Origin of the sequence: Streptomyces sp. NBC_00400, from assembly GCF_036048035.1 — a bacterium.
Lineage (GTDB): Bacteria > Actinomycetota > Actinomycetes > Streptomycetales > Streptomycetaceae > Streptomyces.
Map to the genome: position 1 here is coordinate 8192157 of NZ_CP107940.1, position 25878 is coordinate 8218034.

General features: G+C 70.2%; 25 protein-coding genes and 2 pseudogenes. 5 read left to right on the top strand and 22 right to left on the bottom strand.

Annotated elements, in window-relative coordinates; all coding sequences use genetic code 11:
- Nucleotides 1–312 precede the first annotated feature (312 nt).
- Complete coding sequence (locus OHS81_RS35990) at nt 313–1566, top strand: IS110 family transposase (RefSeq protein ID WP_328390359.1); 1254 nt, start codon at nt 313–315, stop codon at nt 1564–1566.
- 107 nt (nt 1567–1673) lie between these two features.
- Here the strand turns inward: OHS81_RS35990 and OHS81_RS35995 are convergent, their stop codons facing one another.
- Together OHS81_RS35995 and OHS81_RS36000 are read right to left on the bottom strand one after the other, a co-directional pair.
- On the bottom strand, nt 1674–2558 hold the full coding sequence (locus OHS81_RS35995; RefSeq protein WP_328390361.1) for a DUF2268 domain-containing protein: 885 nt from the start codon (nt 2556–2558) through the stop codon (nt 1674–1676).
- A 434-nt stretch (nt 2559–2992) separates the two neighbouring features.
- Nucleotides 2993–3082 (bottom strand): annotated as a pseudogene (locus OHS81_RS36000) (alpha/beta hydrolase); the annotation flags it as partial.
- A gap of 156 nt (nt 3083–3238) precedes the next feature.
- Here OHS81_RS36000 and OHS81_RS36005 point away from each other — a divergent pair.
- Nucleotides 3239–3478, top strand: a pseudogene (locus OHS81_RS36005) (IS5 family transposase); the annotation flags it as partial.
- A 39-nt stretch (nt 3479–3517) separates the two neighbouring features.
- Here OHS81_RS36005 and OHS81_RS36010 read toward each other — a convergent pair.
- From OHS81_RS36010 to OHS81_RS36060, 11 genes are all read right to left on the bottom strand, one after another.
- A complete protein-coding gene (locus OHS81_RS36010; RefSeq protein ID WP_328390363.1) occupies nt 3518–4288 on the bottom strand; it encodes a maleate cis-trans isomerase family protein in 771 nt (256 codons plus the stop codon).
- Nucleotides 4289–4361: 73 nt separating this feature from the next.
- Nucleotides 4362–4844: a MarR family winged helix-turn-helix transcriptional regulator gene (locus tag OHS81_RS36015; protein ID WP_128509163.1), complete on the bottom strand. Its 483-nt coding sequence runs from the start codon at nt 4842–4844 to the stop codon at nt 4362–4364.
- A gap of 78 nt (nt 4845–4922) precedes the next feature.
- On the bottom strand, nt 4923–5810 hold the full coding sequence (locus OHS81_RS36020; RefSeq protein ID WP_443058817.1) for an alpha/beta fold hydrolase: 888 nt from the start codon (nt 5808–5810) through the stop codon (nt 4923–4925).
- Nucleotides 5807–6469, bottom strand: coding sequence for an isochorismatase family protein (locus OHS81_RS36025; RefSeq protein WP_328390366.1), 663 nt, complete (start codon nt 6467–6469; stop codon nt 5807–5809). Before OHS81_RS36025 ends, OHS81_RS36020 begins: the two co-directional genes overlap by 4 nt.
- Nucleotides 6466–7158 (bottom strand): SRPBCC family protein, encoded by a 693-nt coding sequence (locus OHS81_RS36030; RefSeq protein WP_328390368.1) that lies wholly within the window; start codon nt 7156–7158, stop codon nt 6466–6468. Before OHS81_RS36030 ends, OHS81_RS36025 begins: the two co-directional genes overlap by 4 nt.
- Complete coding sequence (locus OHS81_RS36035) at nt 7149–7694, bottom strand: (2Fe-2S)-binding protein (RefSeq protein ID WP_328390370.1); 546 nt, start codon at nt 7692–7694, stop codon at nt 7149–7151. The genes OHS81_RS36030 and OHS81_RS36035 overlap by 10 nt, the downstream gene beginning before the upstream one ends.
- Complete coding sequence (locus tag OHS81_RS36040; protein ID WP_328390372.1) at nt 7691–10045, bottom strand: xanthine dehydrogenase family protein molybdopterin-binding subunit; 2355 nt, start codon at nt 10043–10045, stop codon at nt 7691–7693. The genes OHS81_RS36035 and OHS81_RS36040 overlap by 4 nt, the downstream gene beginning before the upstream one ends.
- A complete protein-coding gene (locus OHS81_RS36045; protein WP_328390374.1) occupies nt 10042–10890 on the bottom strand; it encodes an FAD binding domain-containing protein in 849 nt (282 codons plus the stop codon). The genes OHS81_RS36040 and OHS81_RS36045 overlap by 4 nt, the downstream gene beginning before the upstream one ends.
- Before the next feature lie 43 nt (nt 10891–10933).
- Nucleotides 10934–12331: an MFS transporter gene (locus OHS81_RS36050; protein WP_328390376.1), complete on the bottom strand. Its 1398-nt coding sequence runs from the start codon at nt 12329–12331 to the stop codon at nt 10934–10936.
- A 115-nt stretch (nt 12332–12446) separates the two neighbouring features.
- A complete protein-coding gene (locus OHS81_RS36055; RefSeq protein WP_250050341.1) occupies nt 12447–13715 on the bottom strand; it encodes an FAD-dependent oxidoreductase in 1269 nt (422 codons plus the stop codon).
- A 53-nt stretch (nt 13716–13768) separates the two neighbouring features.
- Entirely contained in the window at nt 13769–14800 is a 1032-nt protein-coding gene (locus OHS81_RS36060) for a hypothetical protein (protein ID WP_328390378.1), read from the bottom strand.
- Nucleotides 14801–15586: 786 nt separating this feature from the next.
- On the opposite strand from OHS81_RS36060, the gene OHS81_RS36065 reads away from it, so the two are divergent.
- Entirely contained in the window at nt 15587–16207 is a 621-nt protein-coding gene (locus OHS81_RS36065) for a flavin reductase family protein (protein ID WP_328390380.1), read from the top strand.
- A gap of 307 nt (nt 16208–16514) precedes the next feature.
- On the opposite strand, the gene OHS81_RS36070 is transcribed toward OHS81_RS36065, so the two are convergent.
- The 7 genes from OHS81_RS36070 to OHS81_RS36100 form a co-directional block, all read right to left on the bottom strand.
- Nucleotides 16515–16748 carry a DUF2277 domain-containing protein gene (locus OHS81_RS36070; RefSeq protein WP_328390382.1) on the bottom strand — a complete coding sequence of 78 codons (234 nt, stop codon included), beginning with the start codon at nt 16746–16748 and terminating at the stop codon, nt 16515–16517.
- Nucleotides 16749–16776: 28 nt separating this feature from the next.
- Complete coding sequence (locus OHS81_RS36075; RefSeq protein ID WP_328390384.1) at nt 16777–17595, bottom strand: alpha-ketoglutarate-dependent dioxygenase AlkB family protein; 819 nt, start codon at nt 17593–17595, stop codon at nt 16777–16779.
- Nucleotides 17596–17625: 30 nt separating this feature from the next.
- On the bottom strand, nt 17626–18186 hold the full coding sequence (locus tag OHS81_RS36080) for a hypothetical protein (protein ID WP_328390386.1): 561 nt from the start codon (nt 18184–18186) through the stop codon (nt 17626–17628).
- A gap of 29 nt (nt 18187–18215) precedes the next feature.
- Nucleotides 18216–18755: a methylated-DNA--[protein]-cysteine S-methyltransferase gene (locus OHS81_RS36085; RefSeq protein ID WP_328391676.1), complete on the bottom strand. Its 540-nt coding sequence runs from the start codon at nt 18753–18755 to the stop codon at nt 18216–18218.
- A gap of 297 nt (nt 18756–19052) precedes the next feature.
- Nucleotides 19053–19223, bottom strand: a complete 171-nt coding sequence (locus tag OHS81_RS36090) for a hypothetical protein (RefSeq protein WP_328390388.1) — start codon at nt 19221–19223, stop codon at nt 19053–19055.
- 35 nt (nt 19224–19258) lie between these two features.
- Nucleotides 19259–20005 (bottom strand): hypothetical protein, encoded by a 747-nt coding sequence (locus tag OHS81_RS36095; protein ID WP_328390390.1) that lies wholly within the window; start codon nt 20003–20005, stop codon nt 19259–19261.
- A gap of 875 nt (nt 20006–20880) precedes the next feature.
- Nucleotides 20881–21258 (bottom strand): VOC family protein, encoded by a 378-nt coding sequence (locus OHS81_RS36100; RefSeq protein WP_328390392.1) that lies wholly within the window; start codon nt 21256–21258, stop codon nt 20881–20883.
- Nucleotides 21259–21809: 551 nt separating this feature from the next.
- On the opposite strand from OHS81_RS36100, the gene OHS81_RS36105 reads away from it, so the two are divergent.
- Nucleotides 21810–22040, top strand: coding sequence for a DUF6296 family protein (locus OHS81_RS36105; RefSeq protein ID WP_088796009.1), 231 nt, complete (start codon nt 21810–21812; stop codon nt 22038–22040).
- A 295-nt stretch (nt 22041–22335) separates the two neighbouring features.
- Here OHS81_RS36105 and OHS81_RS36110 read toward each other — a convergent pair whose 3' ends face one another.
- The gene (locus tag OHS81_RS36110; RefSeq protein ID WP_328390394.1) at nt 22336–23211 is read right to left on the bottom strand and encodes an alpha/beta fold hydrolase; all 876 of its coding nucleotides are present in this window, start codon (nt 23209–23211) and stop codon (nt 22336–22338) included.
- Between the two features lie 63 nt (nt 23212–23274).
- Between OHS81_RS36110 and OHS81_RS36115 the strand changes: the two genes are divergently transcribed.
- Nucleotides 23275–23811, top strand: a complete 537-nt coding sequence (locus tag OHS81_RS36115; protein ID WP_328390396.1) for a helix-turn-helix domain-containing protein — start codon at nt 23275–23277, stop codon at nt 23809–23811.
- 862 nt (nt 23812–24673) lie between these two features.
- Here the strand turns inward: OHS81_RS36115 and OHS81_RS36125 are convergent.
- The gene (locus tag OHS81_RS36125) at nt 24674–25372 is read right to left on the bottom strand and encodes an aspartate/glutamate racemase family protein (RefSeq protein WP_328390398.1); all 699 of its coding nucleotides are present in this window, start codon (nt 25370–25372) and stop codon (nt 24674–24676) included.
- Between the last annotated feature and the right edge of the window lie 506 nt (nt 25373–25878).

A 25878-nucleotide genomic window follows, 5' to 3' on the forward strand; every position in this document is an offset into this window, starting at 1 on the left:
TCCTGGCAGGGGCCGGGTGAGACGTCTGGTCTGTACGCAGCGCCTGGGAGCGCTTCGACAAGAGGGACGCATACGCGGCCCCTGCCGTGCCGAATTCGGTCGGCATACCGTGCCGTGGTTCGAGCCGTTCCCAGGGCCACCTCCCGAACAGCCGGAGCCGTGGAGCTCTTCACGAGAGCGAGGACCCTGGGCGCAGCTGGGGCCACGGACGGCTGATGGGGTGGTGCGCCGGCGAGCGCTTCTATTAGGTCGCCGGGTGGTCCCGCCTCGGCTCGACGCCGAGGGACAGCGAAGGCTCGAAGGGAGCACGTGATGCACGTGACCTGCGGAATCGACTGGGCGGAGGACCACCACGACGTGGCAGTGGTCGACTCCGACGCCCGAATGCTCGGAAAGCTCAGGATCAGCGACGACGCGGCGGGCTTCCAGGACCTGCTGCGACTGCTCGCCGAGAACGGCGACAGCCCGGACGATCCGATCCCGATCCCGATCCCGATCGCGATCGAGACCTCCCGCGGATTCCTCGCGGCCTGCCTGCGGGCCTCCGGCCGCCGGGTCTACGCCAGCAATCCGATGGCTGTCGCCCGTTACCGCGACCGCCATGTCGTCTCCCGCAAGAAGTCCGACCACCAGGACGCACTTGTCCTGGCGAACATCCTGCGGACCGACGCCCAGCAGCACCGACCGCTGCCGGACGACTCCGACCTGGCCAGGGCGATCGCCGTCCTCGCCAGAGCCCAGCAGGATGCGGTCTGGGACCGCACCCGAGCCCACAACCGGCTCCGGTCGCACCTGCGTGAGTACTACCCGGCGATCCTTGAGGCGTTCGCAGACAAGCGGGAGCGGCTGCTGGCGCGTGAGGCCCGCGCGATCCTGGCGATCGCGCCCACTCCGGCCGAGGCCGCCCGCCTCACCCGCAGCCGGCTGAGGGCCGCCGTCACGCGCGCCGGCCGCCAGCGCCGGATCGACGCCGAGACCGACCATCTCCTCGAGGTGTTCCGCCGGCCTTCGCTCCGCCAACCGGCCTTGGTGGAAAAGGCGATGGGGCGCCAGACACTCGCACTGCTCGCCCAGCTCGACGCGGCCTGCCGAGCCTGCGAGGACCTGGCGCGTGAGACCGAGGAGCTCTTTCTTCAGCATCCCGACGCGGAGATCATCACGAGCTTTCCCGGTCTTGCCGTGCTCAGCGGCGCTCGGATACTCGCCGAGATCGGTGACGACCGCACCAGGTTCGGCACCGCCCGGGACCTGAAGGCCTACGCCGGAAGCGCCCCGGTGACCCGTGAATCCGGCAAGAGCCGCCGTGTCAGCCATCGCCGGATCAAGAACAGCCGCCTGGCCGAGACCGGCCGGCACTGGGCGTTCGCCGCGCTCACCGCCTCACCCGGAGCCCATGCTCACTACAACCGCCGACGAGACACCGGCGATCGCTACCACGCCGCCCTGCGTCGGCTGTTCAACCGCATGCTCGGCCAGCTCCACCACTGCTTGACGACCCACCAGAAGTTCGACGAAGCAATCGGCTTCGCCCCGCCGGCACTGCCCCCGCTCGCAGCAGCTGCTTGACCCGGTAGCTGCATGGCCCCGGACTCCCAGCTCTGTCCCCAGGGGAAAAGTAGCTTCGTGTGATGCTCGTCGCGAGTTCCTGGACCGTCCACTCCATCGTTCCCGTGTTACCCGCGGCGGAGCGTGGCGGCGATGATCTCCGAGCTGTCGGCGTGCAGGGCCTGCGCCGCCGTCTGCCCGGTCGCCGCCAGGTAGGTGTCGACCAGCCTGTTGCCCGCGGCGTACCCGGCGCCCATCGGCAGTCCCACCGGGGTGAGGCCGAAGCGCTCGGCGCTGGGGTCGCCGTGCAGCCAGGCAGTGAAGTTCTGCATGCCTGTCACGTCGAGCCCGGTGAGCACCTTGCTGAAGATCTCGTCGTCATGCAGGTGGGGCACGCCGATGCGGGCGGGGCCGAGCTCGTCGCCGTAGAGCTGTCGGGCGAAGGCGTCGGCCAGGCCCTCGGAGACGATGTGCTCGCCGACCGTGACGATCGTCGGGTCCCACACCACCCCGCCCGGGCCGAACCGCACGTTGTGGTGGAGTTCGTGCACGGCGGTGGCCTCCAGCCGCTCCACGTTCTCGGGGAAGGGCCAGAACGTGATCACGATGTGGCCCGAGATGCCGCCGAACCCGGTCACTCCTTGGCAGGGACCCATGAAGTGATCGTCACCCGGATCGCCGAGCACGAACGCCACGGTGATGTCCGGGGCCCCCAGCCCCGGCGTCGCCTCCAGCAGTACGGTGAGAGCGTCGTCGAGGGCGCGTTGCATCCGCTCCCAGGCTCCGGCCGCCGCCAGGGTTTCGAGCGCGTCGAGGCAACGCTCCTCGTCGCGGTCGATGGGGAACCCGGACGTTTCGAGGTGCAGGGCCACCAGGTCGACCTCGCCGGGGTAGTAGCGGTACATGCCCCTGGTGGGCTCCAGCATCGAATGCAGCAGGTCAACGCGGTCCGCGACCGGGGCCAGCAGGATTCGCCTCATGGCGGAGTAGGTGTCAAGAACAGTGATCGACATGGCTTCGATGCTAGAAGTTGACGCAGCGTCAAAGTCAAACCCCGGCGCTCTTCGTCGAGGTACGGTCGGCATGCCGTCACCCAGTCCCGTCATGACCGGCGGTTCGCCGCTGCGATGGTCACCGGAAGTACACCAACAACAGAGCGTCCACCTGGTACAAGAAGACCGGCGGCTCCGGCATCACGGCCCGCGTCGGTTACCACCGGGGGGATCGACTTCCTGGAGCAGCTGGTTCAGTCAGTCCAGCGGGACGACCAAGACAGGTAGCTGGAACAACGGTTCCTACTGCTCGAGCACCGTGGGTCTTCTCGCGGTGCCAGGCCGGCAGACGTTCCAGACGCCCCTGGCCGACTGCAGCTGACCGTCCGTCCGTGCCCGGCCGCCGCGGGGCAGGGCGGGCACGGGCCACCTTCTGTCAGCTCTCCAGGATGAGGAGTACCGGCAGCACCTTCCGGCGTCCACAGTACGCCGGGAATCTCACCGAGGGTAAAGAGCCGTTCGGAGACACCGTCGGACGACGCCTCAAAGAGCGTTTCGTTCCGGTGAGGATGTTTGGTTACGTTTCAGGTAGTGGATCGCCTTGGGGCTGCTGCGGCCGTGGACGGCTCTTGTGCCTGGTGCGTCATGTGACGACGTGTCGGGGCTCGTTTCGACGTTTTCGCTCCTGTCTGATCCCAAGACACGCCGGCCTCGGCATCGACGCCGAAGCCCTCCGCCGAGACCCCACATGGCAAGGCTTCAAGGTCATTCCCCGACGCCGGCTCGTGGAGCGGCCGTTCGGCTGGCTCATGCACCACCGCCGACTCGCCCGCGACTACGAAACCCACCCCCACCGCTCCGCAGCCATGATCAACCTCGCAATGGTCGACCTCACAAGCCGACGCCTCACCCGGGAATCCACCCTGAATTGGCGCGACACCCGAAGCACGAACCAACCCTTACCGGAACAAGGCGCTCTTTCAGGCCGCGGCGCGGCCGGGCACACCGCCGCTCAGCAGGCTGCCCGCGCCGGGGACGAACGTGGGCAGGCCCAGTTCGGTGAGGATGCGGTACGCCGTGGCGGCGGCCGCCGAGAGCACCGGCAGGCCGGCCGCGTCCTCCACGGGCTGGAGCGACGGCAGTGACGGCATCTGGACGCAGGCGGACAGGACGAGGGCGTCGGCCCGCGACAGGTCCAGTCGCCGCCAGTGGTCGCGCAGATCCGCGGGGTCGAGGCGGGCGACCGCCAGATTGTCCGGGACCTCCAGGCTCAGCGCGTCCACGACCTCGATGCCCGCGTCCTCGATGTAGTCCGCGACCAGGCGGGTGAGTGGCTTCATGTACGGCGTGATGATCGCGACCCGTCCGGCCCCCAGGGCCTTGATGCCGTCGAGCAGGGCCCCGGCGCTGGAGATCACCGGCGCCTGAGCGCCCTGGGAACGGAGCACGCCGGTGATCTCGGCCTCGGCGGTGCAGTGATGCCCCGGGCCCTGAGCCATGATCGCCACAAGGCAGGCCGTGGCGACCACGTCGGGCCGCGCGTCGGCGAGTTCCAGGGCCGCGCGCTCGGTCTGCGCATTCATGGCGCGCAGCTGCTCGGGCGTCACATGCTGCATACGCATCCGGCTGCTGTGGAAGACGAACCGGTCCTCGGGGAGGACGGCCTCGCGCTCGCGCAGCATGCGCGGCAGCTCCGTCTCCATGGTCAGGTTCGAGCTGGGCACGATCATGCCGATGTGGTGGTCGGTCACGGGATCCTCCGGATGTCCGGTGTACGTACGGTCGTTGACGACCCAGGACCCGTGGTCCGCCGCGGCGGACGGGCTACGCGTCCTCGGTCAGTCCCTCCCAGTGGTCGGCGAGGGACGTGAGCAGATGCACGATCTCTTCGCGCCCCTCGGCTCCGAACGGCTCCAGGAGCCGTTCGTCGAGCCGGCGGGCGCGGCTGTTCGCGTCGTGGAGGGTCCGCTCGCCCTCCTCGGTCAGATAGAGCAGCTTGCGGCGGCCGTCGTCGGCGGCCGTCCTGCGCACGATCAGGCCCCGCTTCTCCAGCCGCCGGGCGACGTCCGCCATCGTCGACGTGTCCAGGGCCACCGCCGACGCCATCGACCGCTGGTCGTGCCCCGGCGCCGCGTCCACGGCCTGCAGCACCGCGAACTGCGGCCCGGTGAGCGTCGGGTCCACCGCGCGGATCCAGACCGCGAGATACGCCTGGTAGAGGCGCCGGACCTGGTAGCCGGGGGCTGCCGTCAGCGCGGCGGGAGCCCGGGGCGGTGTGGACGGCGAGGGTGCGGTTTCGTCAGCCATGAGCTCACTTAAGCACGGCTCTTGATCGGTTCGGCAGCCGGATCGGGACGGTCCGGGAAGGGGGACCACGGGCGGCCGTCAGGTCAGCATCGGGCGCAGCGCCTCGCGCAGCGCCGCGAGCGCGGCGGGCGGGTTGTCCCAGAACAGCATGTGGCCGGCGTCCGGGATTTCGGTGAGCGCGGCCGTCGGGTGCAGCCCGGCCGCCTCCGCTGCGCCCTCGGCGGTGACGACGGGACTGTCCGCGCCGTACAGCAGCGCCGTGGGGCCCGGCACCGAGGGCCACCAGTTGAAGAAGTCCTCGCTCTCGAAGCCGCGGTGGGTGGCCACGACGGCCTCCTTCGCACAGCTGGCCAGCCAGCGGGCCCGCAGTTCCTGTTCCGTGCGCGGCCAGCGCGGCCACGCCCGGGCCACCTCGTCCGCATCCGTACCGCGCACGGCCTGGGCCAGCTGGCCCAGGAACGCGTCCAGTGCCGTCGGGTAGGGCCCGCGCCCCGGTCCGCTCATCGGCGGGTCGCCCAGCACCGTGCCCCGCAGCGCGACCTTGCCCCGGACGGCGGTCACGGCCGCGATGCGCGCGCCCATGGAGTGCCCGAAGAGCACCGGGCGGTCGAGTCCGAGCTCCGTGACGACGGCCTCGGTGTCCTCGGCGTACTCCTCCAGGCCGTAGGAACCGCCGTCGTCGGACAGCCCGCGGCCGCGGATGTCGACGACCAACGGACGTACGAGATCGGTGAGTTCACGCGCAACGAAGTCCATCGTGATCGCGGGGCTGGTGATGCCGGGCAGCACGATGAGCGGGACGCCGGGGCCGCCGTAGTCCAGAACGTGCAGGCGCGTGCCGCCCGAGCGCACCCAGCGGCTCGCGGCGGGTACGTCGGCGAGATCGGCGAGCGCGGACTGCGACAGACAGCGGGCGGGCGGGGTGGGGGGCATGGGGTCCTCCGGCGTCGGACTCGATGGGGTCATGGGGCGCTCCCGGGCAGGCCGCCGAGGTACGCGAGGGCGTCCTTGAGGTCGATCACATCGCCGTACTTGGCCTGGATGTCGAAGAGATTCGCCTCGTGCGGGCCCGGCGCCCGGTCGCCGACGCACGCGCGGGGCACCAGCACCGAGAACCCGGACTGCACGGCGTCCACGGCCGTCGCCCGCACACAGCCGCTCGTCGTCGCCCCGCACACCAGCACGGTGTCGCAGCCGAGGCCGGTGAGCAGGGCGGACAGCGAGGTGCCGAAGAACGCGGAGGCGCCCTTCTTCACGATCAGATGGTCCCAAGGCGCGCGCGGCAGCCGCGGATCGACCGCGACCTCCGCGCTGCCTTCGAGCAGGGCCCGCATGCCCTGCGCCTTGTGCAGCCAGGTGACGGCGTCACCCGCCGCCTCGGCCGGCGTGTAGGCGATCGCGGTGAAGACGACCGGCACCCCGGCCGGACGCCCCGCCTCGATCAACTCGCCCGTGGCGCCCACGACGTCGGTCAGGTCCGCGCCCGACGGGAAGCCGTCCTCGGTGAAGCCGCGCGTGAGGTCGACCACGACGATCGCGGGCCGGGCGCCGCGGCGCACGGGGGCGCCGAAGCCCGCCCGCGCGTAGGTGCGGTCCGTCTCCCGTCCGTACCGCGCGGCGCTCATGACGCCCTCCGCCGGGCCCGCAGCTCCCGCGCCTGGGCGCCGAGCCGGCCGAGCAGCCAGCCTTCGAAGAGGCCGAGCGCGAATGCCCCGGCGACCAGGCCGTACTTGGCGGCAGCGGGGCCGAGCAGCATCGCCAGGCCGTCCAGTTCGGCGTCCTGCGCGAGCGCCGGCTGCGAGGCGGCGGGCTGCCGGGCGGGGGACGGGGGTGCAGCCGCGCCCTGCGGGCCAGGCGCTCCGGTGACCCGGTCCTGGTCCAGCAGGCTCCCCAGATTCTGTGCGAACTGCTGCAGGATCCGGTCCGACACGGCCGCGATCGCGCCCTTGCCGAACTGGGCGATCTTGCCCCGGATCACCAGATCCGTGGACAGCTGGAGCAGCGCGCCCTCGGGCGCCGCCACCACCTCCAGTGCGACGTCGGCCTCCGCGTCCCCGCTGCCGTGGGTGTCGGTCCCGCGGGCGTGGACCCGCAGCCGCCGCCGCTCGGCGTCGACCTCCAGGAACCGGACCGTGCCCGCGTACGCGGCGCTGATCGGCCCCACCTTGATCTTCACCCTGCCCTGCCAGACGTCACCGTCCTGCCCGTCGAGCGCGCCGCCCGGCATGCACGAGGCGACCCGTTCGACATCGTTCATCAGCGCGAAGACCTCGTCCGGCGAGGCCTTGACCGGGACCGCGTTGGTCAGCTGCATACGTCACTCTCCTTGCTGTCACAGCGGCTCGCGCAGGCCCGGCGCCGGGCCTGCGCGCACCCGTCGATCGCCTCGACGATGGTCTGGTAGCCGGTGCACCGGCACAGATTGGCGGCGACGACCTCCCGGATCTCCTCCTTGGTCGCCTCCGGCCGCTCGGCGAGGAACCCCTCGGCGAGCATCAGGAAACCGGGCGTGCAGAACCCGCACTGCAACCCGTGGTGGGTGCCGAACGCCCGTTGCAGATCCCCGAGTTGGTCACCCTCGGACAGCGACTCGACCGTACGGATCCGGGCACCTTCGGCCTGCGCCGCGAACATCAGGCAGGCGCGTACGGGCCGGTCGTCGACCAGCACGGTGCAGGCGCCGCAGATGCCGTGCTCGCACCCGACGTGCGTGCCGGTCAGCCGCAGCTCGTGACGGAGTACGTCGACGAGGGTGCGCCGCGGCTCGGTGATCACCTCGTGCTGCTCGCCGTTGACGTCGAGGGTGATGAGCTGCACCTCCCGCTGCGCCGGCGCGGTGGTGTCGGTCATGATGCGGCCTCCAGGTTCAGGGCGCGGTGCACGGTCTCGGGAGTGACGGGTGTGTGGTCGAGCTCGACTCCCGTGGGGCGCAAGGCATCGTTGACGGCGTTGAGGACGGCGGCGGGCGCCCCGATGGTGCCGCCCTCGCCTGCGCCCTTCGCGCCGGTTTCGGTGAACGCGGAGGGAGTCTCCAGGTGGTGGATCAGGACATCGGGGATCTCGTGGGCGGTGGGCACCTTGTAGTCCATGAAGCTGGTCGCCGACGGCTCGCCCATCTCGTCGTACGTCACCTGCTCGAACAGCGCACCCGCGATGCCCTGCGCGATGCCGCCCCGGCACTGCCCCTCCACGACCTGCGGGTTGATGGCGACGCCGCAGTCCTCGACGCATACGTACCGCAGGATCTCCACCTGCCCGGTGCCCTGGTGCAGTTCGACGACGACGCCATGGGTGGCGTTGGAGAAGGTGCCGTCGGTGAAGACGTCGAAGGTGGCGGTGGCCGCCAGTCCCGGTTCGATGTCCTTGGGCAGCAGGTGCGCCCGGAGGTAGGCGATATCGGCGATGTCCTCGTAGGTGAGTACCTCGGAGGTGTCGTCCCGGCGGCGGGCGGCACCGTCCGTCAGCTCCACCTCGTCGGTGTCGATGCCCCAGCGGGCCGCGGCGATGGCGCGCAGCTTGTCGCCGAGCTTCGCCGCGGCCAGGCGCACCGCGCTGCCGCCGACGGTGATGGAGCGGCTGGCGAAGGTGCCCCAGCCGTAGGTGATGCGGTCGGTGTCGCCCTGGTGGAGCCTTACCTTGCCGATGTCCAGGCCGAGTTCATCGGCGACGATCTGCGCCATCGTCGTCTCGTGGCTCTGCCCATGGCTCATCGTGCCGGTGGTGACGGTCACCGCGCCGCTGGTGTCCATCCGTACCTCGGAGATGTCGAAGCCCGGCACGACCTGCATCTTGCGCTGGGCGAAGGCCGTGGAGCCGTATCCGGTGCGCTCGCTGAAGCATGCGTAGCCGATGCCGAGGTGCCGCCCCTCGGCCGCCGCCGTGGCCTGCTTCTCGTACCAGCCCTCGTCCTGGACGAGCCGCTCGCACAGATTCAGCGACTCAAGATAGGAACCGGGGTCGTAGGTGATGAGGTTGACGCCCGTGTACGGGAAGTCGGTGATGACGTTGCGGCGGCGGATCTCGACCGGGTCCAGGCCCAGTTCGCGGGCCGCGCGCTCGAAGAGCCGCTCGACGACCATCACGTACTGCGGGCGGCTGACGCCCCGGTAGGGCGCGGTGGGTGCCTTGTTGGTGGTGATCGCCCGGCCGCGCACCCGGTAGGCGGGCACCTTGTAGACACCGGGCATCTCGGCGGACGCCATCAGCGGCTCGATGCCCGCCGTGAACGGGTAGCAGGAGTAGGCGCCCATATCGCACACCACATCCGCGTCGAGCCCCAGGATCCTGCCGTCCGCGTCGAAGGCGGCACGCACCTGGTAACGCTGTTCGCGGGCGAGGAACGACGCGGACAGGGCGTCCTTGCGGTCCTCGATCCACTTCACCGGCCGGCGCAGCCGCAGCGCCGCCGCGGCGGCCGCGATCTCCTCGCGTCCGACGACGCACTTCTGGCCGAAGCCGCCGCCCATGTCGGGCACGACGACCCGCACCGCGCGCTCGTCGAGGCGCAGGCTACGGGATGCCACCGTCCGGACCTGGTGCGGGACCTGGGTGCAGGTCTGCAGGACGAGCTGTTCCTCGCGGTCGTCCCAGTGCGCCACGACGCCGCGGGTCTCCAGCGGCAGCGCGTTCTGCCGGCCGGTCCTGGACTCGACGTGGACGACGCAGGGCGCGGACGCGAAGATCTCGTCGATGCCGTCCGTCGCGAAGAGGGAGACGTCCACAAGGGTGTTGCGGGCGGCCTCGTCGTGGACGAGCGGAGCGCCGGGTGCCAGCGCCGCCTCCTCGGAGGTGACCGGCGGCAGCGTCGTATAGCTGACCTTGGCCGCCTCCAGGCCGTCCTCCGCGGCGTACGCGTCCCGGGCCACCACGATCGCGACGGGCTCCCCGACGTAGCGGACCTTGTCGCGGGCGAGGACGGGCATCGCGGTCGGGACGTACTCCGAGAGGGGGCGCCCCAGCTGGGCGGTGATGTCGCCCAGCTCCAGATCGTCCGCCGTGAACGCCGCCACGACGCCCGGGACATGGCGTACCGCCGAGAGATCGACCGAGGAGATCTCACCATGGGCGACCGTGCTGCGTACGAACTGGGCGTGCAGCATGCCGGGCAGCGCGATGTCGTCGACGAACCGGCCGCGCCCGGACAGCAGCCGCGGATCCTCGCGGCGCGCGACCGACCTGCCCACCAACTTCCGTTCCTTCACCGGGACTTCGCCTCCTCACAGGCGCGCCGGACCAGCGTCCGGACGAGTTCCTTGCGATAGCGCGTGCTGCCGGACGCGTCGGCGGGGGGCTCGACGGCTGCCGCCGCCGCCGACGCGCAGTCGTCGAAGGAGCCGCCGCCGGTCAGCACGGCCTCCGCCTCCGGCACCCGTACCACCGCGGCCGCCACCCCGCCGAGCGCCACCCGGCCGCCGCGTACGGTTCCTTCCTCGATGTCGAGGTCCACGGCGGCCGCCACAAGAGCGAAGTCACCGCGTCGCTCGGCGAATTCGGTGAGTGCGGCGTGCGGAGCGGGACGCGGGAAGACGATCTCGACGAGGAGTTCATCGGGGCCGAGGGCGGTCGTGTAATAGCCGAGGAAGAAGTCCGCGGCCGGGATCCGGCGCTCGCCGCGCGGGCCGCGCGCCACGAACTCGGCACCGAGGACCACCGCGAGCAGACACCACTCGGCGGTGGCGTCGGCGTGCGCGATGCTGCCGCCTACCGTGCCGCGCGTACGGATCGGCAGATGCCCGATCCAGCCCATGGCGTCCCGCAGGACCGCGAAGCCCGTCCCGAGCACCCCCGCAGGGTCGGTCTCCACCGTGTGATGGGTGGTGAGCGCCCCGATGCGCAGACCGCCGTCGGCGTCCCGGTGCAGCCGGCCGAGTTCCCGGATGCCGGCGATGTCGACGAGATGGCGCGGGCGGGCCAGCCGGAAGTTCATCATCGCGACGAGGCTCTGTCCGCCGGCGATGACCTTGGCGTCGTCACCGAGCTCGGCCAGCAGCCGGGTGGCTCCGTCGACGTCGGGGGCCCGGTGATACCGGAACGGGGCGGGCTTCATGCTCCTCCTGTCGTACGTGGTGTGCGCTCGCGCGGCCGGACCGTCAGATGGCTGCCTGCTCCGGCACCGTCCGGGGCGCGGACACGCGCAGCTCCTCGTCGTCGCCGTCCAGGGCCCGGCCCTTGGTCTCCGGAGCCGCCACCGCCATCCATACGACGGCCACCAGCACGGCGAGCCCCAGGAGCGCGAACGTCACCGGGAGCCCCAGCACGGGCCACATCACCGAGCCGAACAGCAGCGGGGCGAAGCCGGTGAGCGCCCGGCTGACCGACGAGGCCCAGCCGAAGCCGCTGGCCCGCAGGGGAGTGGGGTACAGCTCGGAGACGTATGCGTACATGGCGGGGATGGTGAGCTGCATCAGGAAGCCGAACCCGGCGATCGCCACGGCCGACCCGGTAGGCACCTTCATCACCAGCGCGAACACCACCAGTGCGAGCGCCGCGAGCGGCGCCGAGATCCCGATGAGCCACTTGCGGCCGACGGCATCGACGAGCGCGGTGGAGACCAGGACACCGACGATGCCGACGCCGCTCATCAGGGTGGTGCTCATGAAGGCGGCCGTTTCACCGAGGCCCTCGTCCTTCAGGATGGACGGCAGCCAGCTCAGCGCCGCGTAGTAGACGAGCATGACCGTGGCGAACAGCAGCCAGGCCGCGGAGGTGATGCGCGGGCTGAACTTCCAGATCCGGCGCAGCTGTTCGGCCGCGGCGGCAACTGCGCGCACCCCGGTCTCGGCGACGGGCTCGGGGATGACGTACGGCTCGACAGGCGCGCCGGTGCGGGCGACGAGGTCGTCGATGACCTGCCGGGCCTCGGCCTCCCGGCCCTTCTTCGTCAGATAGATCGGCGACTCGGGGATGCCGCGGCGCGCCCAGAACAGCAGCAGTGCGGGCAGCACCATCGTCGCCAGCATCCACCGCCAGTTCCCGTCGAGGGACAGCATCGCCGTCGACACGAGCCCGCACAGCGTCACGCCGATCGGCCACCACAGGTCGAGCGCGGTCAGCACCCGGCCCCGGTACTTGCGCGGCGAGAACTCGCCCACCAGCGCATAGTCGACGGGGATGCAGCCGCCGAGCCCCACGCCGGCGAGGAAGCGCAGTGCGAGAAAGACCGGGTACGTCGGGGCGAGCGCGCCGAGCACCGAGAACAGGGCGAAGATCAGCAGCGTGACACTGAAGGCCTTCTTGCGGCCGATCCGGTCCGCGACCGCACCCCAGGCGACGGCGCCCACGGCCATGCCGACGAGGTTGGCGGTGGCCACGAGGCCGCGCCCGCCGAGCGAGAGGTCGAAGTGTGTGCCCAGCAGCGGCATGAGGAAGCCGTTCAGGGCGATGTCATAGGCGTCGAAGAGGTAGCCGAGGCCACCGATGATGAAGATCTTTCCCTGGACGGACCATCTCCAGGGGAGTTCCTGAACGATCTGATCGCCTGTTTTCACGTTCGCTCCACGGTGTTGCGTGTCGGATACGTGCCGCACCATCGCGGACGCGCTGCCGGCGGCTTGGCCGTGCGGGTCTTGCGGGAAGCGTGCGGGTCTTGCGGGAGGGGAGGTCTCAGCGGGCGAACCGGTAGGAGAACGCGCCGAGATCGGGATCGTTGAGCGGGGTGCCATCCCACAGCCAGTCGTACGAGAGGTCCGACTCGCCGTCGAAGGTCTTGAGCTTCTCGTCCCTGGCCCGCTGCTCGGGGCCGTCGGGCAGGTGGTAGAAGGTCTTGTTCTGCAGCGACGCGTCCTGGACCATCCCGGCGTGCTTGGCGCGCCGGTCGACATAGCGGCGCAGCGCCCCTTCGATGCCGTCGGCCGTGACCGCGCCGAGCTCCTCGGCGAGCACCGCTGCGTCCTCCATGGCCTGTGAGGCGCCCTGCGCCTGGTAGGGCAGCATCGCGTGGCAGGCGTCGCCGAGGAGGGCTGTGCGGCCGTCCATCCACACCGGGTCGCGGCGCCGGTGGTAGAGAGCGAAGACGGAGACATCCTCCTTCGCCTTGGACAGCATCGCCGGCACACGGTCGTCCCAGCCGGGGAAGGCGTCGACGAGATCCTGCGCCGTCGCGGGGACGGCCCACTTCTCGCGGACCTCGTCCGTGCACGGTACGCAGGCCACGATGTTGAGGTACTCGCCGCCGCGGATCATGTAGTGGACGAGATGCCGGTCGGGCCCGTACCAGATGGTGCTCTGGTAGCGGTCCACGAGCCAGCGCGTCGCCGGGTCGGCCGCGATCAGATCGCCCGGGATCAGCGCCCGGTAGGCCATCTCGCCGGAGAACAGCAGTGTGTCGGGGGCGCCCATCAGATCGCGTACCTGCGAACGGATGCCGTCGGCGCCGATGAGCGCGTCACCGGCGTAGCGCCGCCCGTCCTCGGTGACCGCCACGGGGCGTTCCGGGTCCGTGCGGTCCAGCTCGACGACCGTGCTCGCGGTGTGCACCTCCACGACGGGGCCCGGCCCTGCGGGGTCGAGGCACCCGTCCAGCAGGATGCGGTGCAGGTCGGCGCGGTGGTAGTGCCAGTAAGGGGCGTTGAACTCGTCCTTGCAGCGCTGCCCCAGCGAGGTCAGGCCGACGATGCTGCCGTCCTTCCAGCGGCGCCGCACCTGGTCGAGCGGCTCGGTGTGGATGGCCTCCATCTGCCGGCGCAGCCCGAGGCCCATCAGGATCCGGCTGGCGTTCGGCGCGGTCTGGATGCCCGCGCCGACCTCGCCGAGCTGCGACGCCTGCTCCAGGACGGTGACCCGCAGACCGCGCTGCCGCAGTGCCAGCGCGGCGGTCAGCCCGCCGAGACCTCCCCCGACGACGGTGACTTCGTACGACTGACTGGACGCCACTCTTCCTCCAACTCACGGGCGGGTACGGGCGATTCGTGCGCGAGGTGGCGGGCTCAGCGGTCGGTGAGCTGCCCGTCGGTGACCACCTCGGTGCCATCGACCGAGACGGTGCAGCCGCGCATGGCGATGTCGAGATGGGCGTACGACTCGCGGCCCAGCACCGGGTGGGGGCCGGTCGACCAGAGGAAGTTCCCGGCGAAGGCGCGGGCGTCCATGCCCATCAGATCGTCCTTGCCGTACATCGCGGTGGCGAACCAGTCGGCCGTGCGCATCAGGCCCCAGCCCATGTGGGAGAGGCTGCGCGCCCACTGGTCCTGCGCGTCCTCGAAGAACATGGACAGCATCTCGGCCTCGGCGCCGCCCGAGACCTTCTCGATGTGTCCGCCGACGATCTGCAGCGTGACGGGGTTGCGGACGTACTCCTTGAAGGGCAGCAGGATGTCACCCTCGGCCAGCACGAGCTGCCCGTCGGAGACCTCCGGCCAGCACAGCACCATCGTGCTCGGCCAGTGGTCCCAGCGGCCCGGATCGTCGGCGAATCCGCACTGGAACTCCGGCTTGGCGCCCGCGAGCTGCACGCTCAGGTCGGTGCCGGCGTCCGAGGTGACCCGCATGACGGACGACCGCTTCAGCAGGTCGACACCTTCCTGCACCTCGGCCTTGTCGCCCTCCGCGGGCAGATTGCGGATGAGCACGTCGGGGGCATCGCAGACGAAGATGATGCGGGTGCCGGCGCGCAGGATCTCCTGCTGGACCGGCGCGTGGATGAAGCCCTCGCGGGTCAGATCGACGACCAGGTCCGCGGACTTCAGCAGGTCCTGTGCGGTGCTGTCGTTGAGGACGGAGACCAGACCCGGGCCCGCACCGGTGTGGGTGCTCGGCATCGGCGCGGGGCTGCCGCCCGGCACGGTCGCGGCGATGACATGCGCACCGCATGCCTTCGCCGCACCGAAGGCCGCCGCCACGTAGTCGCCGCGGCTGCCGGGCTCCGAGAGCACGACGACATGCTCGCCGCTGCGCACCTTGCACAGCCGCAGCTCGCGGGTGAAGGCGTCGAGCAGATCGACGGACGAAAGATCGAACACGGGGTTCCTCCCAGGGCTCGCTTACGGGTGCCGAGCACGGCCTGCGCGCCGGCCGCGGGCATGCGGCGACCACGCTCAGGACGCGTCGATCGAAGGGAATGGGGGAGCGGGGGGGCAGGGTGGACTCGCCCCGCCGTACAGGGGTTGAGCAGCGGATTCGTGACGGTGGGGGCCGCCCGATGGAGATAATCCGAACACGTACGATCTGGCTTGGCAAGGGGGCGTGCGCCGAGTCGACGCCGAACTTTTCTGATGGCTCATCAGGGAAATCCCGCGCCCCGGGACTGGCCTGGGCTTCGGCACCTCGACTGCATCCCGGGCGCGCGTTACGCCCCGGTGAATGGTTCCGCGACTGTTTACGGTGCCCTTGCCGTAGGCGCCTGACGTATGCGGCGAGTGCCGTTCCGGTCACGCACGGTCCTGTCGAGGCAACCCGACGTGGCATCGCCCCGGGCACCTCCGCCCCGCACGCCCTGCACGGTGATCGCCCGGTCGGCCGCACGGATTGTTGCGCCGGGGCCGATCGGGTACCTGGCCTTTGGCCGCGGACTCGCGAACGCGCCTGTGGTGGGCGCGCGCGGACGGCACGGCCGCCGCGCTGCCGCCGGTCGGGGGGTCGGCGGCGTCCGCGCGCTATGTCCTCCCAGACAGTCACGGCTGTCGTCATGGCGTCGGCTCCTGGTGCTCGTCGGCTCCGATACCGGGCACTTTCCGCCGAACTCAGGGGTTTGGTGGTGCCGTGGATCCGCTATAGGATCCGCGGCCGCCTCCTGGATACTGATCACCATGCGTACCGACTTTGATCCCGCTGCCATGTCCCGCAACGAGTTCTACAAGCTCCTGACCGCGGTGGTGGTGCCGCGGCCCATCGCCTGGGTCTCGACGATCAGCCCTGATGCCGCTTCGGCGAACCTGGCCCCCCATTCCTTCTTCACGATCGCCAGCGTCGCGCCGCCCGTTGTGCAGTTCAGCTCCGTCGGACGCAAGGACACCCTGCGCAATATTGAGGCGACCGGGGAGTTCGTCGTCAACCTTGCGCCGGAGGAGCGCTTCAAGCAGATCAATGACACAGGCACCGATTTCCCGCACGGGGTGAGTGAATTCGAGGCGGCCGGGATCGAAGTCGAGGCGAGCCTGCGAGTCAAGCCTCCGCGGGTGGCAGCCTCACCGGTGGCGCTGGAGTGCGAGGTGCACAGCACCCTGGGCATCGGAGATTCCACCGTCGTGTTCGGTCGCGTGGTGCATGCGGCTGTCTCGCAGGACGTGCTGGTCGACGGCCATCCCGAGATCTCCCGGCTGAAGCCCCTGTCGCGGCTGGGGAAGGACGAATGGGGGACGGTCGGCGGGGTGCGGGAGATCTCTCGTATCCGGCATGCGGACTGGCGGGGGCCCGCCGACGCACGATAGGGGCAGGGAGGACCGGGGGACCCAGGAGGGAACGGGGCAGGGCGGGGAGCGCGCGCCGGACGGGCGAGCCGGCGGGAGCAGGGAGAGGGGAGCAGGGAGAGGGGGCTCGGGGCCGGGTACTGCGTACGCGATGGGTCGGGCCCCCTGCCGCTTCCTCCCTTGCGTACGTGCGGTGCTCGCGCGATCACCCCACGGCGAGCGTGTCCCCGGGTGCCGCCCATGGTGAGGGTGCTGTCGCCGGAGACTCAGCCGGTGATCCAGGGGGTGGGCCAGTCGGTGGTCGAGGGGCGGTTCGTCGAGGGGCGGTTCAGGGACGCGAGGCCCGGCGGCCGGCGGAGCCGCGGATCTGGAGGCCGTCGAGGAGTTCCTGGGTCGCGGCCGCCACGGCGTCCACGGCCTGGTCGAACACCTCGCGGTTGTGTGCGGCCGGGGCGCGGAATCCGGAGACCTTGCGGACGTACTGCAAGGCAGCGGCCCGGATGTCCTCGTCGGTGACCTCGGGGGTGGTGGGTGGACGGAGCGTCCTGATGCTGCGGCACATGAGCCCAGTCTGCCTCGGGGCGCGGCGGTTATCCGTCGAGTCCGGTCACCCGCATGGTGATGTTGAGGCGCCCGGAGGTCAGGCCGGACGCGGGGTCGCCGGTGCCCGGCCTGACCTTGGGCACTCCGTGGTACGCGAAGCGGGATGGTCCGCCGAAGACGAAGAGATCACCGGAGGCCAGCTCGATGTCGGTGTACGGCTTGGTGCGCGTCTTGGTATTGCCGAACCGGAAGACGCAGGTGTCGCCGATGCTGAGGGAGACCACCGGCGCGCCGGAGCGCTCTTCCTTGTCCTGGTGCATGCCGAGCTTCGCCCGGCCGTCGTAGAAGTTGATCAGTGCGGTGTCGGGCGTGTAACCGTTGCCCGCGGCGGCGTCCTGGTACGCCTCGACCAGCGCCCGGCGGCCCAACTCGGCCATCCAGTAGGGGAATTCGGCTACTCGGGCGCCGTTCACGTCATCGGCGGTGCGGGTGTATGCGTACGGCTGCCAGTGCCAGCCGATGCACACGGTCTGCACGGACATCACACCGCCGCGCGGCAGCTTGGTGTGCCGGATCGGGGCCGGACCGCGCGCCCAGCCGCGGCAGGCGGTGACGAGCTCGCATTGCTGGGCCGTGGTCAGCCAGCCGGGGACATGGACGGCGCCGGGGGCGATCTCTCGGCCGCCGCCTGCGCGGGCCTGGCTCCGGCCGGCTGCGGCGGGGTGAAGGGGCTCTTGAAGGGGTCCGTGGGGAGGGGCCGCGCCGGGGTCCGGCCCGCTGCTGCCGGCGTCGTCCGGTCCCTGTCTTCTCGGGGCCGCAGGTTCTGGTTCCCCGAATTCCTCGAAGCCGGGAAGTGGCGTGCTCATGTACTCCTGCCTTGCCTCATCGCTCGCTGATTACAGCGTGCCACGGGGACCAGCCGTCGGCGGACGGGCCGGTAGCTGATGGGTGACCCAGCCGCGGTCGATGGTCCAGGTGCTGCCGTCGGCGGCGGCACCGCGCATGCCCTGCAGAGTCGACGGGCCGGCCAGGGCGGGTACGCGGGAGTCGCCGAGAGTCGCGAAGCCGTAGGTGCGTGCCGGGTCCCATTCGGTGCTGTGACGCAACCGGCGGCTCATCTGGGCCCAGCCGAGAGGTGCGGCGGCCACCACCCAGGCGTCAGGCTCCCCGGCCGTGAGCCGGCGCGCTGCCCGGAGCCAGGAAGCGGCGGATTCCGGCCAGTCGACCACGGCGAGCACCGGCAGCCGCCCGAGGGTACGCCAGGCCTCGGCGAACGCCGCCGCTGCCGACCGCGATGCGGTGTCCCGGCTGTGCCCGACGGCCACCGTGGCGACCCGAGCCCCGGGCACGGTCAACAGGCGGAGCAGGGCGGCGAGTTCGGCGTCGGAGTGCGGGGCGGGGACGGGGAGGGCGCCGTATGCGGTCGTCTCCGCCGGGGAAATGAGGGGAGAGGTCATGACCGAAGGGATACCGGGCGAGGCCGGGCTCAGATGAGCGTCGGCTGAAGGGCGCCCTCATGGGTGAGCAGCGCGGTTTTGCGTTCGACCCCCGCCGCGTAGCCGCGCATCGAGCCGTCCGCGCCGATCACCCGATGGCAGGGGCGCACGATCAGCAGGGGATTCGCCCCGATCGCCGCGCCCAGGGCTCGCACGTCGGCCCGCGACACGCCGAGGTCCTCGGCGAGTCGGCCATAGGTGGTCGTGGTGCCGTACGGGATGGCGTCCAGTGCCTGCCAGACGCGCTCCTGGAATTCCGTGCCGCTGGTGCGGAGGGCGAGCTCGAAGCGGAAGAGCTCGCCGGCGAAGTAGGCGCTGAGCCGGCGGGCGACCTCGGTGAAGGGGCGGGGGTCGCGGCGCCAGTGCGGCTCTACGGTGGCGGCGCCCCGCTGCTGAGGCATGGAGAGGGAGGTCAGGGCGGTGCCACCGGGTGCGGTGGACGATTCCTCGCCGACGAGCAGCAGCTCGCCCAGGGGGCTGTCGAGCGTCGTGTAGCTGGTGGTGGCGGTGGATGCCGCGTGGGAGGTCATGGCGCTCTCCTCGTTGGCGTGTGGTGCTTTCACTTCCCGAGTCTGCGGGCTCACCCGCGCCATGGCTGGCGGAAATCGGACGTTACGGTTACGCCCCGGTCGGCAACGGCCTGCGGCTGCAGTCCACCGGTCACCCGCCCGCCACCGGTCACCCACCGGTCACCCTTCACCCACCGGTCACATCCATCACCCACCGACCACGGCGATCGCTCGCCATCACCTGTCGCGCACCGGCCACCGGCGTGTCGCACCGCCGTACACACGACGGCCGACACGCCGACAGTGTCCCCGGGGGAGCTACCTCAGGCCGATCTGGAACACCTTGTCCGAGCCCGCCTCGCCCTTGCCGTTGAGTGGTGTCCTGTCCTGGGCGAGATCAGGTGTCCGGGCGTCGCCCGTGGTGCCGTAGAGGTAGCCGTCGGGGCGAACGTGGATCCTCCGTCGGAGCTTCCGGAGATGAACGGCCAATCCGGTCAGAGGAATTGGCCGCATCCCCTCGACACTCAGGGGTGGTAATGCTCGGCGACCTGCGTCGCCACGCCGTCCTCGACGGTGACCCGGACTTTGAGGGAGTTCGTCCTGGCGGCCTCGTCCAACTGCGATTCGGTGCACGGGGAGGTGCCGTAACCGTTTTCGTCCATCGTGACGTCGCCGTCCGGCCCACCGCACATGGCAGCGGCCCCCAGAGCCTTGGTCTGCGGGCCGATGTCGAATCTCTGCTCGGCTCCGGAGTCCGGGGCCACGGTCATCTTTCCGGGGGTCAGATACTTGAGGACGCCGTTCCAGGTGCCGCTCACGCCCTTGCCATCGGGTGCAGACCCGGTACCGGCCGCAGAATTGGAGTCTGAGCCGGCACCGCTCGTGCCGCTTGTTCCGTGGTTGCCACTCGTCCCGCTGTCGCGACCTGTCTTGCCGCCACCTGCCCCGGAACCGCCATGGTTGCTCTTCCCGGCGTCAGATGGCTTCGGCCTCGGTGTTGCCTTGTCCTTGGTGCCCGGTCCCTCCGCTACGTTGCCGAGGGCTGCGGCCTCTTTGGACAGATCGCTGGGATCGGGCCTCGACGAGACCTTGGTGCTCGCCTTCGTGTCGTCACCACCGCTGCCGCAGGCGGTCAAGGAGAGTGCGGCAACGGCGATCAGCGAAGCGGCGGCGATCCGGCGCCCGCGGTGTAAAGCGGAGCTTAGGGGGGTGGGGGACGCGGCGGTGTGGTTGACGTCTGCGTCGACCTCGGAGGCTTTGTTCCAGGACATGAGTCCCCTTTCCTGCCCCGTGTCTGCACTCTGCTCTTCCGTCACAGCGGTGCTGCGGAATTGCGCCGGTGCTGCGTGGGCCTGGGCGTGGCTGTGCGCGTGGGTTCCGGCCATGGGGTGTGGACATGGCGTGGGTGCCGCCGCCATGAGCGGGACTGGCTCCAGGCTGGTGCCGGCCGCTGCCGATCTACTAACGCATGACTAACGCAGGCTTGGCATCCGTTCGTTCACCGGAAGCCGTCCATCGGGCCGGCCCCACGGACAGCTGCTGTCCAGGAGCAAGCCAGGAACCAGGGGCCAGGGGCCGGAAATGAGGAGTACGGAGGCAGGAAGGCGGGGCGAGGGCCGCAGAGTTGGGCGTGCCCGGGGGCTACGCCGCCTCGACGACCTCCGAGCGCACCGCCAGTGTCCAGATCTCCAGCAGCACCGCATACTCCGCCATGTCCTGAGCCGACCACGCCATACCGCGACGGGCGCGTACAAATCGCCGGATCGATTCGTTCGCCTCGGAAGCAGGAACGGGCGCACCCGTAGGGGCAGAAGGAGTTGGGGACATATGAGCAATGCTAGGGGCAGACACTGACAACGCAGACCCGCGCGCGGCGCGGCTCTGCCCGCAGTAGGCGTCCCAGCAGTTGTCCCTATGCCACCTCAACTGTCTGACCAGCATGGACAGTCGGCCCTTCCTTCGCGCCTCGCTGGCTGCATGTGTCCCTTCCCACACGCTCCGCGGTCGCCCGGGGCTACGGAGGGAGCCTCCCTCCCCCCCCGCTCCAGGCCGGCACTGTTCAACAACCAAGCCCAGCAAGCCCAGTAGGCCCAGCAAGCCCAGTAGGCCCGACAGGCCCAACAGCTCCCTGCCCAACAGCAGTCCTTCAATGAAGGAAGAGGCAGAACGGATGCCCTGCCGGGTCAAAGAGCACCCGGACATCGTCCTGCGGTTGGAATTCGGCACATGACGCACCCGCTGCGACGGCATACGCCTCGGCCTCCGCAAGGTCATCGACCCGGATGTCGAGATGCAGCATCTTCTGCTGCTCCTGGGGGCGTTCCGGCCATACGGGGGCCTGATAGCCAGGCTCGGACTGGAACGAGAGCCCCGTGCCTCCGTCCGGGCGCCTGAGCAGCACCCAGTCCGGTTCACTGGATTTCACTTCCCAGCCGAGGAGTCGCTGGTAGAACGCGGCAAGCGCATGGGCATCCGGGCAATCCAGAACCACCGTCGCAAGTGTGAACAATGGCTTTTCCGTCACCTTCGCACCCTTCGAGTCACCGGCACCTGTCCGTCTCCGGGGCGGCCCCTGTTCGGGGCCTGCCCAGACCAGGGAGCGTCGCACTGTGGCGGGCCGGGCGCTACTCCGATCGGGTGAGGTCTGAAGTCCGTCGTCGCGCTCGGTTCCGTGGCCGCATCCTGGGCGTCGCCGCACGCGCAGGCCATCGTGGTCGCATCGGTCCCGGGCGAGGCGGCTCTCCCCGCACTCCTCGTTGAGCTCCGCCGGACCGCCGTTGTCAGTGGTGCCCCCTACCGTGGCTCCCGTAACTATCCGAGCTGCTGGCGCTTCTCGGACCTGCCCCGCTCCCGTGACAGCGCACGGGAGCGGGGCTCACGAAATCCGGTCGGCCGCGGTGCCACGACGCCGCGTGAGGCGCGACCTCCGTCCCGTACGCCGGCATGGGTTCCGGTCATCTCTGCGTCCTCCTCAGGCGCGCCGGGCGGGTGTGGGCGACGATGGAAGGGCCGAGGTGCAACGGCGGTGGGGGAGCGACGCCCGGAGCACCTGCCGAGTCGTGTCGGGAGGCCCCGATGGATTATCCGGAATGTTATGAGCTGGTATTTCAAGCGCCCGCTGTCGAGGATGACGTGGTGATTGTGCGTCGTACCGAGCGCGCAGGAGCGGGCGGCTATCCGGTCTACGAGGACGAGTCGGGGATCGTGCGCGCGGAGATCAGTGACCGGGGCGAAGTCCGCATGCTGGCCAGCGGGGGGCATCAGATGCTCAAGACGCCGCTGCTGGCACGACCCCTGACTCCATGAGTTGAGGAGTTCGTCCGGCGGATGTCTACAGGCGGATGTCTACAGGCGGGTGCCTGCGGGCGGATGGTTGCGCGGCGAGGACTCTCACGATACGTGCGTAAGTGATTGCGCTCCGCGTCGTTCCGGGAGATGCCTCGACCATTCCGGGCAGGCAGGCAGGCAGGCAGGCAGGCAGACGGGCGGGCGGCTTGCGGGGTGCGCCCGACAGAGCCCGGCACGGATGAGAGGCCTGCGAGACCGGGTGGACGGCTCGTGGGCGCCGCCCGGTGCTTTGTCTGGGCGGGCGGGGGAGTCATCAGGCTGGTGGGGCGCTGCTCCGGTCCGGTGTCCGGCCGAGGAGGCGGGTGACCCTGTCCGCGACGACGCCCGGTTGTTCGGCCTGGATGAAGTGTCCCGAGTCGACCTCTTCGAAGCGCCCGTCCGGCAGCGTCTCGGTCCAGCGTCGCTGGTGTTCGGCGATGACGGCGTGCTGCTGCTCCCGGCCCTTTACGGGGCGGGAGGCCGAGAGCAGGACCGTCGGACAGGTCGGGTGGCCGGGCGGCGTGGCGCGGAACTGCGGGATGGCCGCGGCTATTGCCTTGAACTCCTTCCTCGTCTGCGCGATGCCGGCCGGGACGAAGTCCTCGGCGAGCATGGTCGCGTAGGTGTCCGCGGGGAAGACGCGGCGGACGTTTCCGCTGGCCATGCGGGCCAGTGGGCGGAACCGGACCAGCGCCTGTGTCACGCCCATGACGCGGTCGACCTTTGTGGCGGTCCGGTCGAATGTGTCGTAGACGGGCGCACGCTCCGGCGTCGTGTCGAGCAGCAACAGGCCCCGAAGCCGTGGCCCCAGACTCTCCACGGCGCGGCGCGCGACCAGCCCGCCCATGCTGTGCGCAACGAGTACCAGCGTGGCGGGCTGCGGTATCACTGCGTCGACCAGTGCGACCAGGTCGGCGGCCATGTCGTCGACCGACATCTGTTGTGCGGTCCGGCCGCTTCGACCGAACCCGGCGCGGTCGTAGGCCATCAGCCGAGCCCGGTCGGCCAGCAGCGGCAGCACCGCATCCCAGCAGGTCCGGCCCAGGCCCCCACCGGCCTCGAAGACGACCCAGTCGGTGCCCCGGCCGGACTCCTCCACATGGACCGACCGCCCGTTCACGGATACCGCTCGCCCCGTCGTCTGCCTCATATCCGCCCCCGCAGCTAACGATTTCAATTTCGATAACGGTATCATTTGTGAAAGAGTGAAGCTGTGGATACCGTCGATTTGCTTCTCCATCCGGTTCGCCTGCGCGTGGTGCACGCGCTGTCCGGCGGGCGTGAGCTCACCACTGGTGAGCTGTGCGCCCGGATGCGCGAGGTGTCGAAGGTGACCGTCTACCGGCATGTCGCCCTGCTGGCGGAGGCCGGCTTCCTCGAAGTGGCCGAGGAGCACCGCGTGCGCGGCGCGGTCGAGCGCCGGTACCGGCTGCGCAAGGACCGCCCCGCAATCGATGGCGACGCCGCCGCGGCCATGTCCCTGGACGACCACCGCCGCGGCTTCGCGGCCGCCATGGCCGTCCTCATCGCCGAGTTCAACGCCTACCTCGACCGTGACGGCGCGAGCCCGGCCGGCGACTCGGTCTCCTACCGCCAGGGCACCCTCTGGCTCAGCCCGGACGAACTCACCGAACTCCTCGGGAAACTGGTCGAGGCCCTGCAGCCCTCCCTCGGCAACGAGCCCCTGCCGGGGCGCGCGCCCTATCTCCTCAGCCCCATCCTCTTCCCTAGCGAGCCGCCGACGCCCTGACGGAGCATGATGCGTTTCGGGAGCCGGGAGCCGGGAGCCGGGAGCCGGGAGCCGGGAGCTGCACGCCGCCGTGGTTGACCGATCAGCGCCTGGTGGTGGATGTCGGCTCAGAGGCCCCGTAGGTGGTTTCGTTTGGGAGGTGTCCGTCGGGCCTCGGGCACTGCGCGACTCTCGCCGTCCCCGTTGTGCGCAGCGCCTTCCTTGCCCGTGCCGGCCTCGCTGGCCTCAGCGCTTTCGGCGGGATCGGGCTCGGCGTCGGAGGCGGAGGGCACCGCGGGGTAAGCCGTCTGGCCTTCGAGTACGGCCATGGCGCGTTCGAGCGTCTCACCGGTGAGCTGCATCCGGATACTGGCCAATCGTTCTAACTCGCTACGCGACACCACGTCAGCGTACCTGGCGTGAGTTCAAACCTCGCTACGACCCAATAATTCGTGAGGACAGGGGAGTTGGCGGCCCCATTCCTCCCAACCCGGATCCTCCTCAAGTTCTCCATCGCCGCCCCCACCCGTGCAGCCCGGTACGCGATTTCGCCGCCAGGCGGTGCAAGGGGCCACCGTTCCGTCCAGGGCGGTCTGCGTCCGTCCGGGGCGGTCTGCGTCCGTACGCAGTGCGGTGGCAGTGGTTCGCCTCCTGCTGTCTGGATGCGCGCTGTGACTTCTGTGGAGCTGGGCGAGCGTGCTGAACATCGGGAACTGACGTCTGTTGCCGCTGCGGTGGAAGACGGCAGGGCGCTGTGTGCCGATCAGCATCAGCCGGTCGGGAAGGTCAGCGAGATCGTCGGAGTGGGAACGCTGCCGGCCGCACGCCGCCGTGGACTTGGGCTCGCGGTCACCGCGGCGCTGGTGCCGACGCGCCGTACGGATTACGGGGCGTCGGCGAGGGCTTGGGCGACGGCTGCTTCGGCATGCAGCCGGGTGGTCGGAAAGAGCGGAACCGGACTGTGCTCCGGCTCGATCAGCAGCTCGATCTCGGTGCAGCCCAGCACGATGCCCTCGGCCCCGGCGTCGACGAGATGGTTGATGACGGTCTGGAACGACGTCCGGGATTCCGCGCGGACGATGCCGAGGCACAGCTCCTCGTAGATCACGCGATGGACCGTGGCTCTCCCGGCGGCGTCCGGGACGAGCACGTCCAGCCCATGGCTTTCGAGCCGGCCGCGATAGAAGTCCTGCTCCATGGTGAAAGCGGTGCCCAGCAGGCCGACGCGGCGCAGGCCGCTGGTACGCACGGCGTCCGCGGTGGTGTCGGCGAGGTGCAGTAGCGGGACGGTTACGGCAGCGGATACCTGGTCGGCGACCTTGTGCATGGTGTTGGTGCAGATGAGCAGCATGTCCGCGCCGGCCGACTCCAGCGCCCTGGCGGCCTCGGCAAGTATCTCCCCGGCTTGCTCCCAGCGGCCTTCGGTCTGCAGCCGTTCGATCTCCGCGAAGTCCACGGAGTAGAGCACGCACTTCGAGGAGTGCAGGCCGCCCAGCCGCTCGCGCGTCAACTGGTTCAGCAGCCGGTAGTACTCCGCCGTGGACTCCCAGCTCATGCCGCCGAGCAACCCGATTGTCTTCATCGGGCCACTTTCGCACAGGGCGTCAGCTATTGCGTCGCCACCACCTGTTTCGACGTCATGTCACCGGCCCGGCACGGTCCGGCTCGGCGGAAAGAGTCCGGTTCGGCCCGGTCCGTTCGGGGAGAGGCGGGTAACGGCGGGAAATGTGGGGGGATGCCGTGCGTTCGCGTTCGTCGGTGCTGAGCGTCGATGGATCGATGCATTGGTATGGACATGCTCAACGTGGACGCCATAATCTGACGCTGGTCTAGACCGCGGCTTTGGTGATCGGGGCCGCAGTCCCAGGTTCAGTTGAAGTCGCAGTTGACGTTCCAGATGAAGGTGCGCGTGTAGGTGCAGGTGCAGGTTGTCGTCTTGCTCGCACTGGTCCGTGAGCTCGTCGTTGGACCGTCCCGTGCTCCGAAGCCCGCCAATCGACGTAGTTCGTAAGGCAGTTCGTTCATGAGGTTCCCCCCCCCCACACGCCGCGGCCCCTCTTGTCCGGAGACCGGCCGCGCGAAGGAGTC

Bases quoted from the DNA above. Each gene is read 5' to 3' on its own strand.
- OHS81_RS35990 (WP_328390359.1), top strand. From the start codon at position 313: ATGCACGTGACCTGCGGAATCGACTGGGCGGAGGACCACCACGACGTG.
- OHS81_RS35995 (WP_328390361.1), bottom strand. From the start codon at position 2,558: ATGTCGATCACTGTTCTTGACACCTACTCCGCCATGAGGCGAATCCTG.
- OHS81_RS36015 (WP_128509163.1), bottom strand. From the start codon at position 4,844: ATGGCTGACGAAACCGCACCCTCGCCGTCCACACCGCCCCGGGCTCCC.
- OHS81_RS36020 (WP_443058817.1), bottom strand. From the start codon at position 5,810: ATGACCCCATCGAGTCCGACGCCGGAGGACCCCATGCCCCCCACCCCG.
- OHS81_RS36025 (WP_328390366.1), bottom strand. From the start codon at position 6,469: ATGAGCGCCGCGCGGTACGGACGGGAGACGGACCGCACCTACGCGCGG.
- OHS81_RS36030 (WP_328390368.1), bottom strand. From the start codon at position 7,158: ATGCAGCTGACCAACGCGGTCCCGGTCAAGGCCTCGCCGGACGAGGTC.
- OHS81_RS36035 (WP_328390370.1), bottom strand. From the start codon at position 7,694: ATGACCGACACCACCGCGCCGGCGCAGCGGGAGGTGCAGCTCATCACC.
- OHS81_RS36045 (WP_328390374.1), bottom strand. From the start codon at position 10,890: ATGAAGCCCGCCCCGTTCCGGTATCACCGGGCCCCCGACGTCGACGGA.
- OHS81_RS36065 (WP_328390380.1), top strand. From the start codon at position 15,587: ATGCGTACCGACTTTGATCCCGCTGCCATGTCCCGCAACGAGTTCTAC.
- OHS81_RS36070 (WP_328390382.1), bottom strand. From the start codon at position 16,748: ATGTGCCGCAGCATCAGGACGCTCCGTCCACCCACCACCCCCGAGGTC.
- OHS81_RS36075 (WP_328390384.1), bottom strand. From the start codon at position 17,595: ATGAGCACGCCACTTCCCGGCTTCGAGGAATTCGGGGAACCAGAACCT.
- OHS81_RS36080 (WP_328390386.1), bottom strand. From the start codon at position 18,186: ATGACCTCTCCCCTCATTTCCCCGGCGGAGACGACCGCATACGGCGCC.
- OHS81_RS36085 (WP_328391676.1), bottom strand. From the start codon at position 18,755: ATGACCTCCCACGCGGCATCCACCGCCACCACCAGCTACACGACGCTC.
- OHS81_RS36095 (WP_328390390.1), bottom strand. From the start codon at position 20,005: ATGTCCTGGAACAAAGCCTCCGAGGTCGACGCAGACGTCAACCACACC.
- OHS81_RS36105 (WP_088796009.1), top strand. From the start codon at position 21,810: ATGGATTATCCGGAATGTTATGAGCTGGTATTTCAAGCGCCCGCTGTC.
- OHS81_RS36110 (WP_328390394.1), bottom strand. From the start codon at position 23,211: ATGAGGCAGACGACGGGGCGAGCGGTATCCGTGAACGGGCGGTCGGTC.
- OHS81_RS36125 (WP_328390398.1), bottom strand. From the start codon at position 25,372: ATGAAGACAATCGGGTTGCTCGGCGGCATGAGCTGGGAGTCCACGGCG.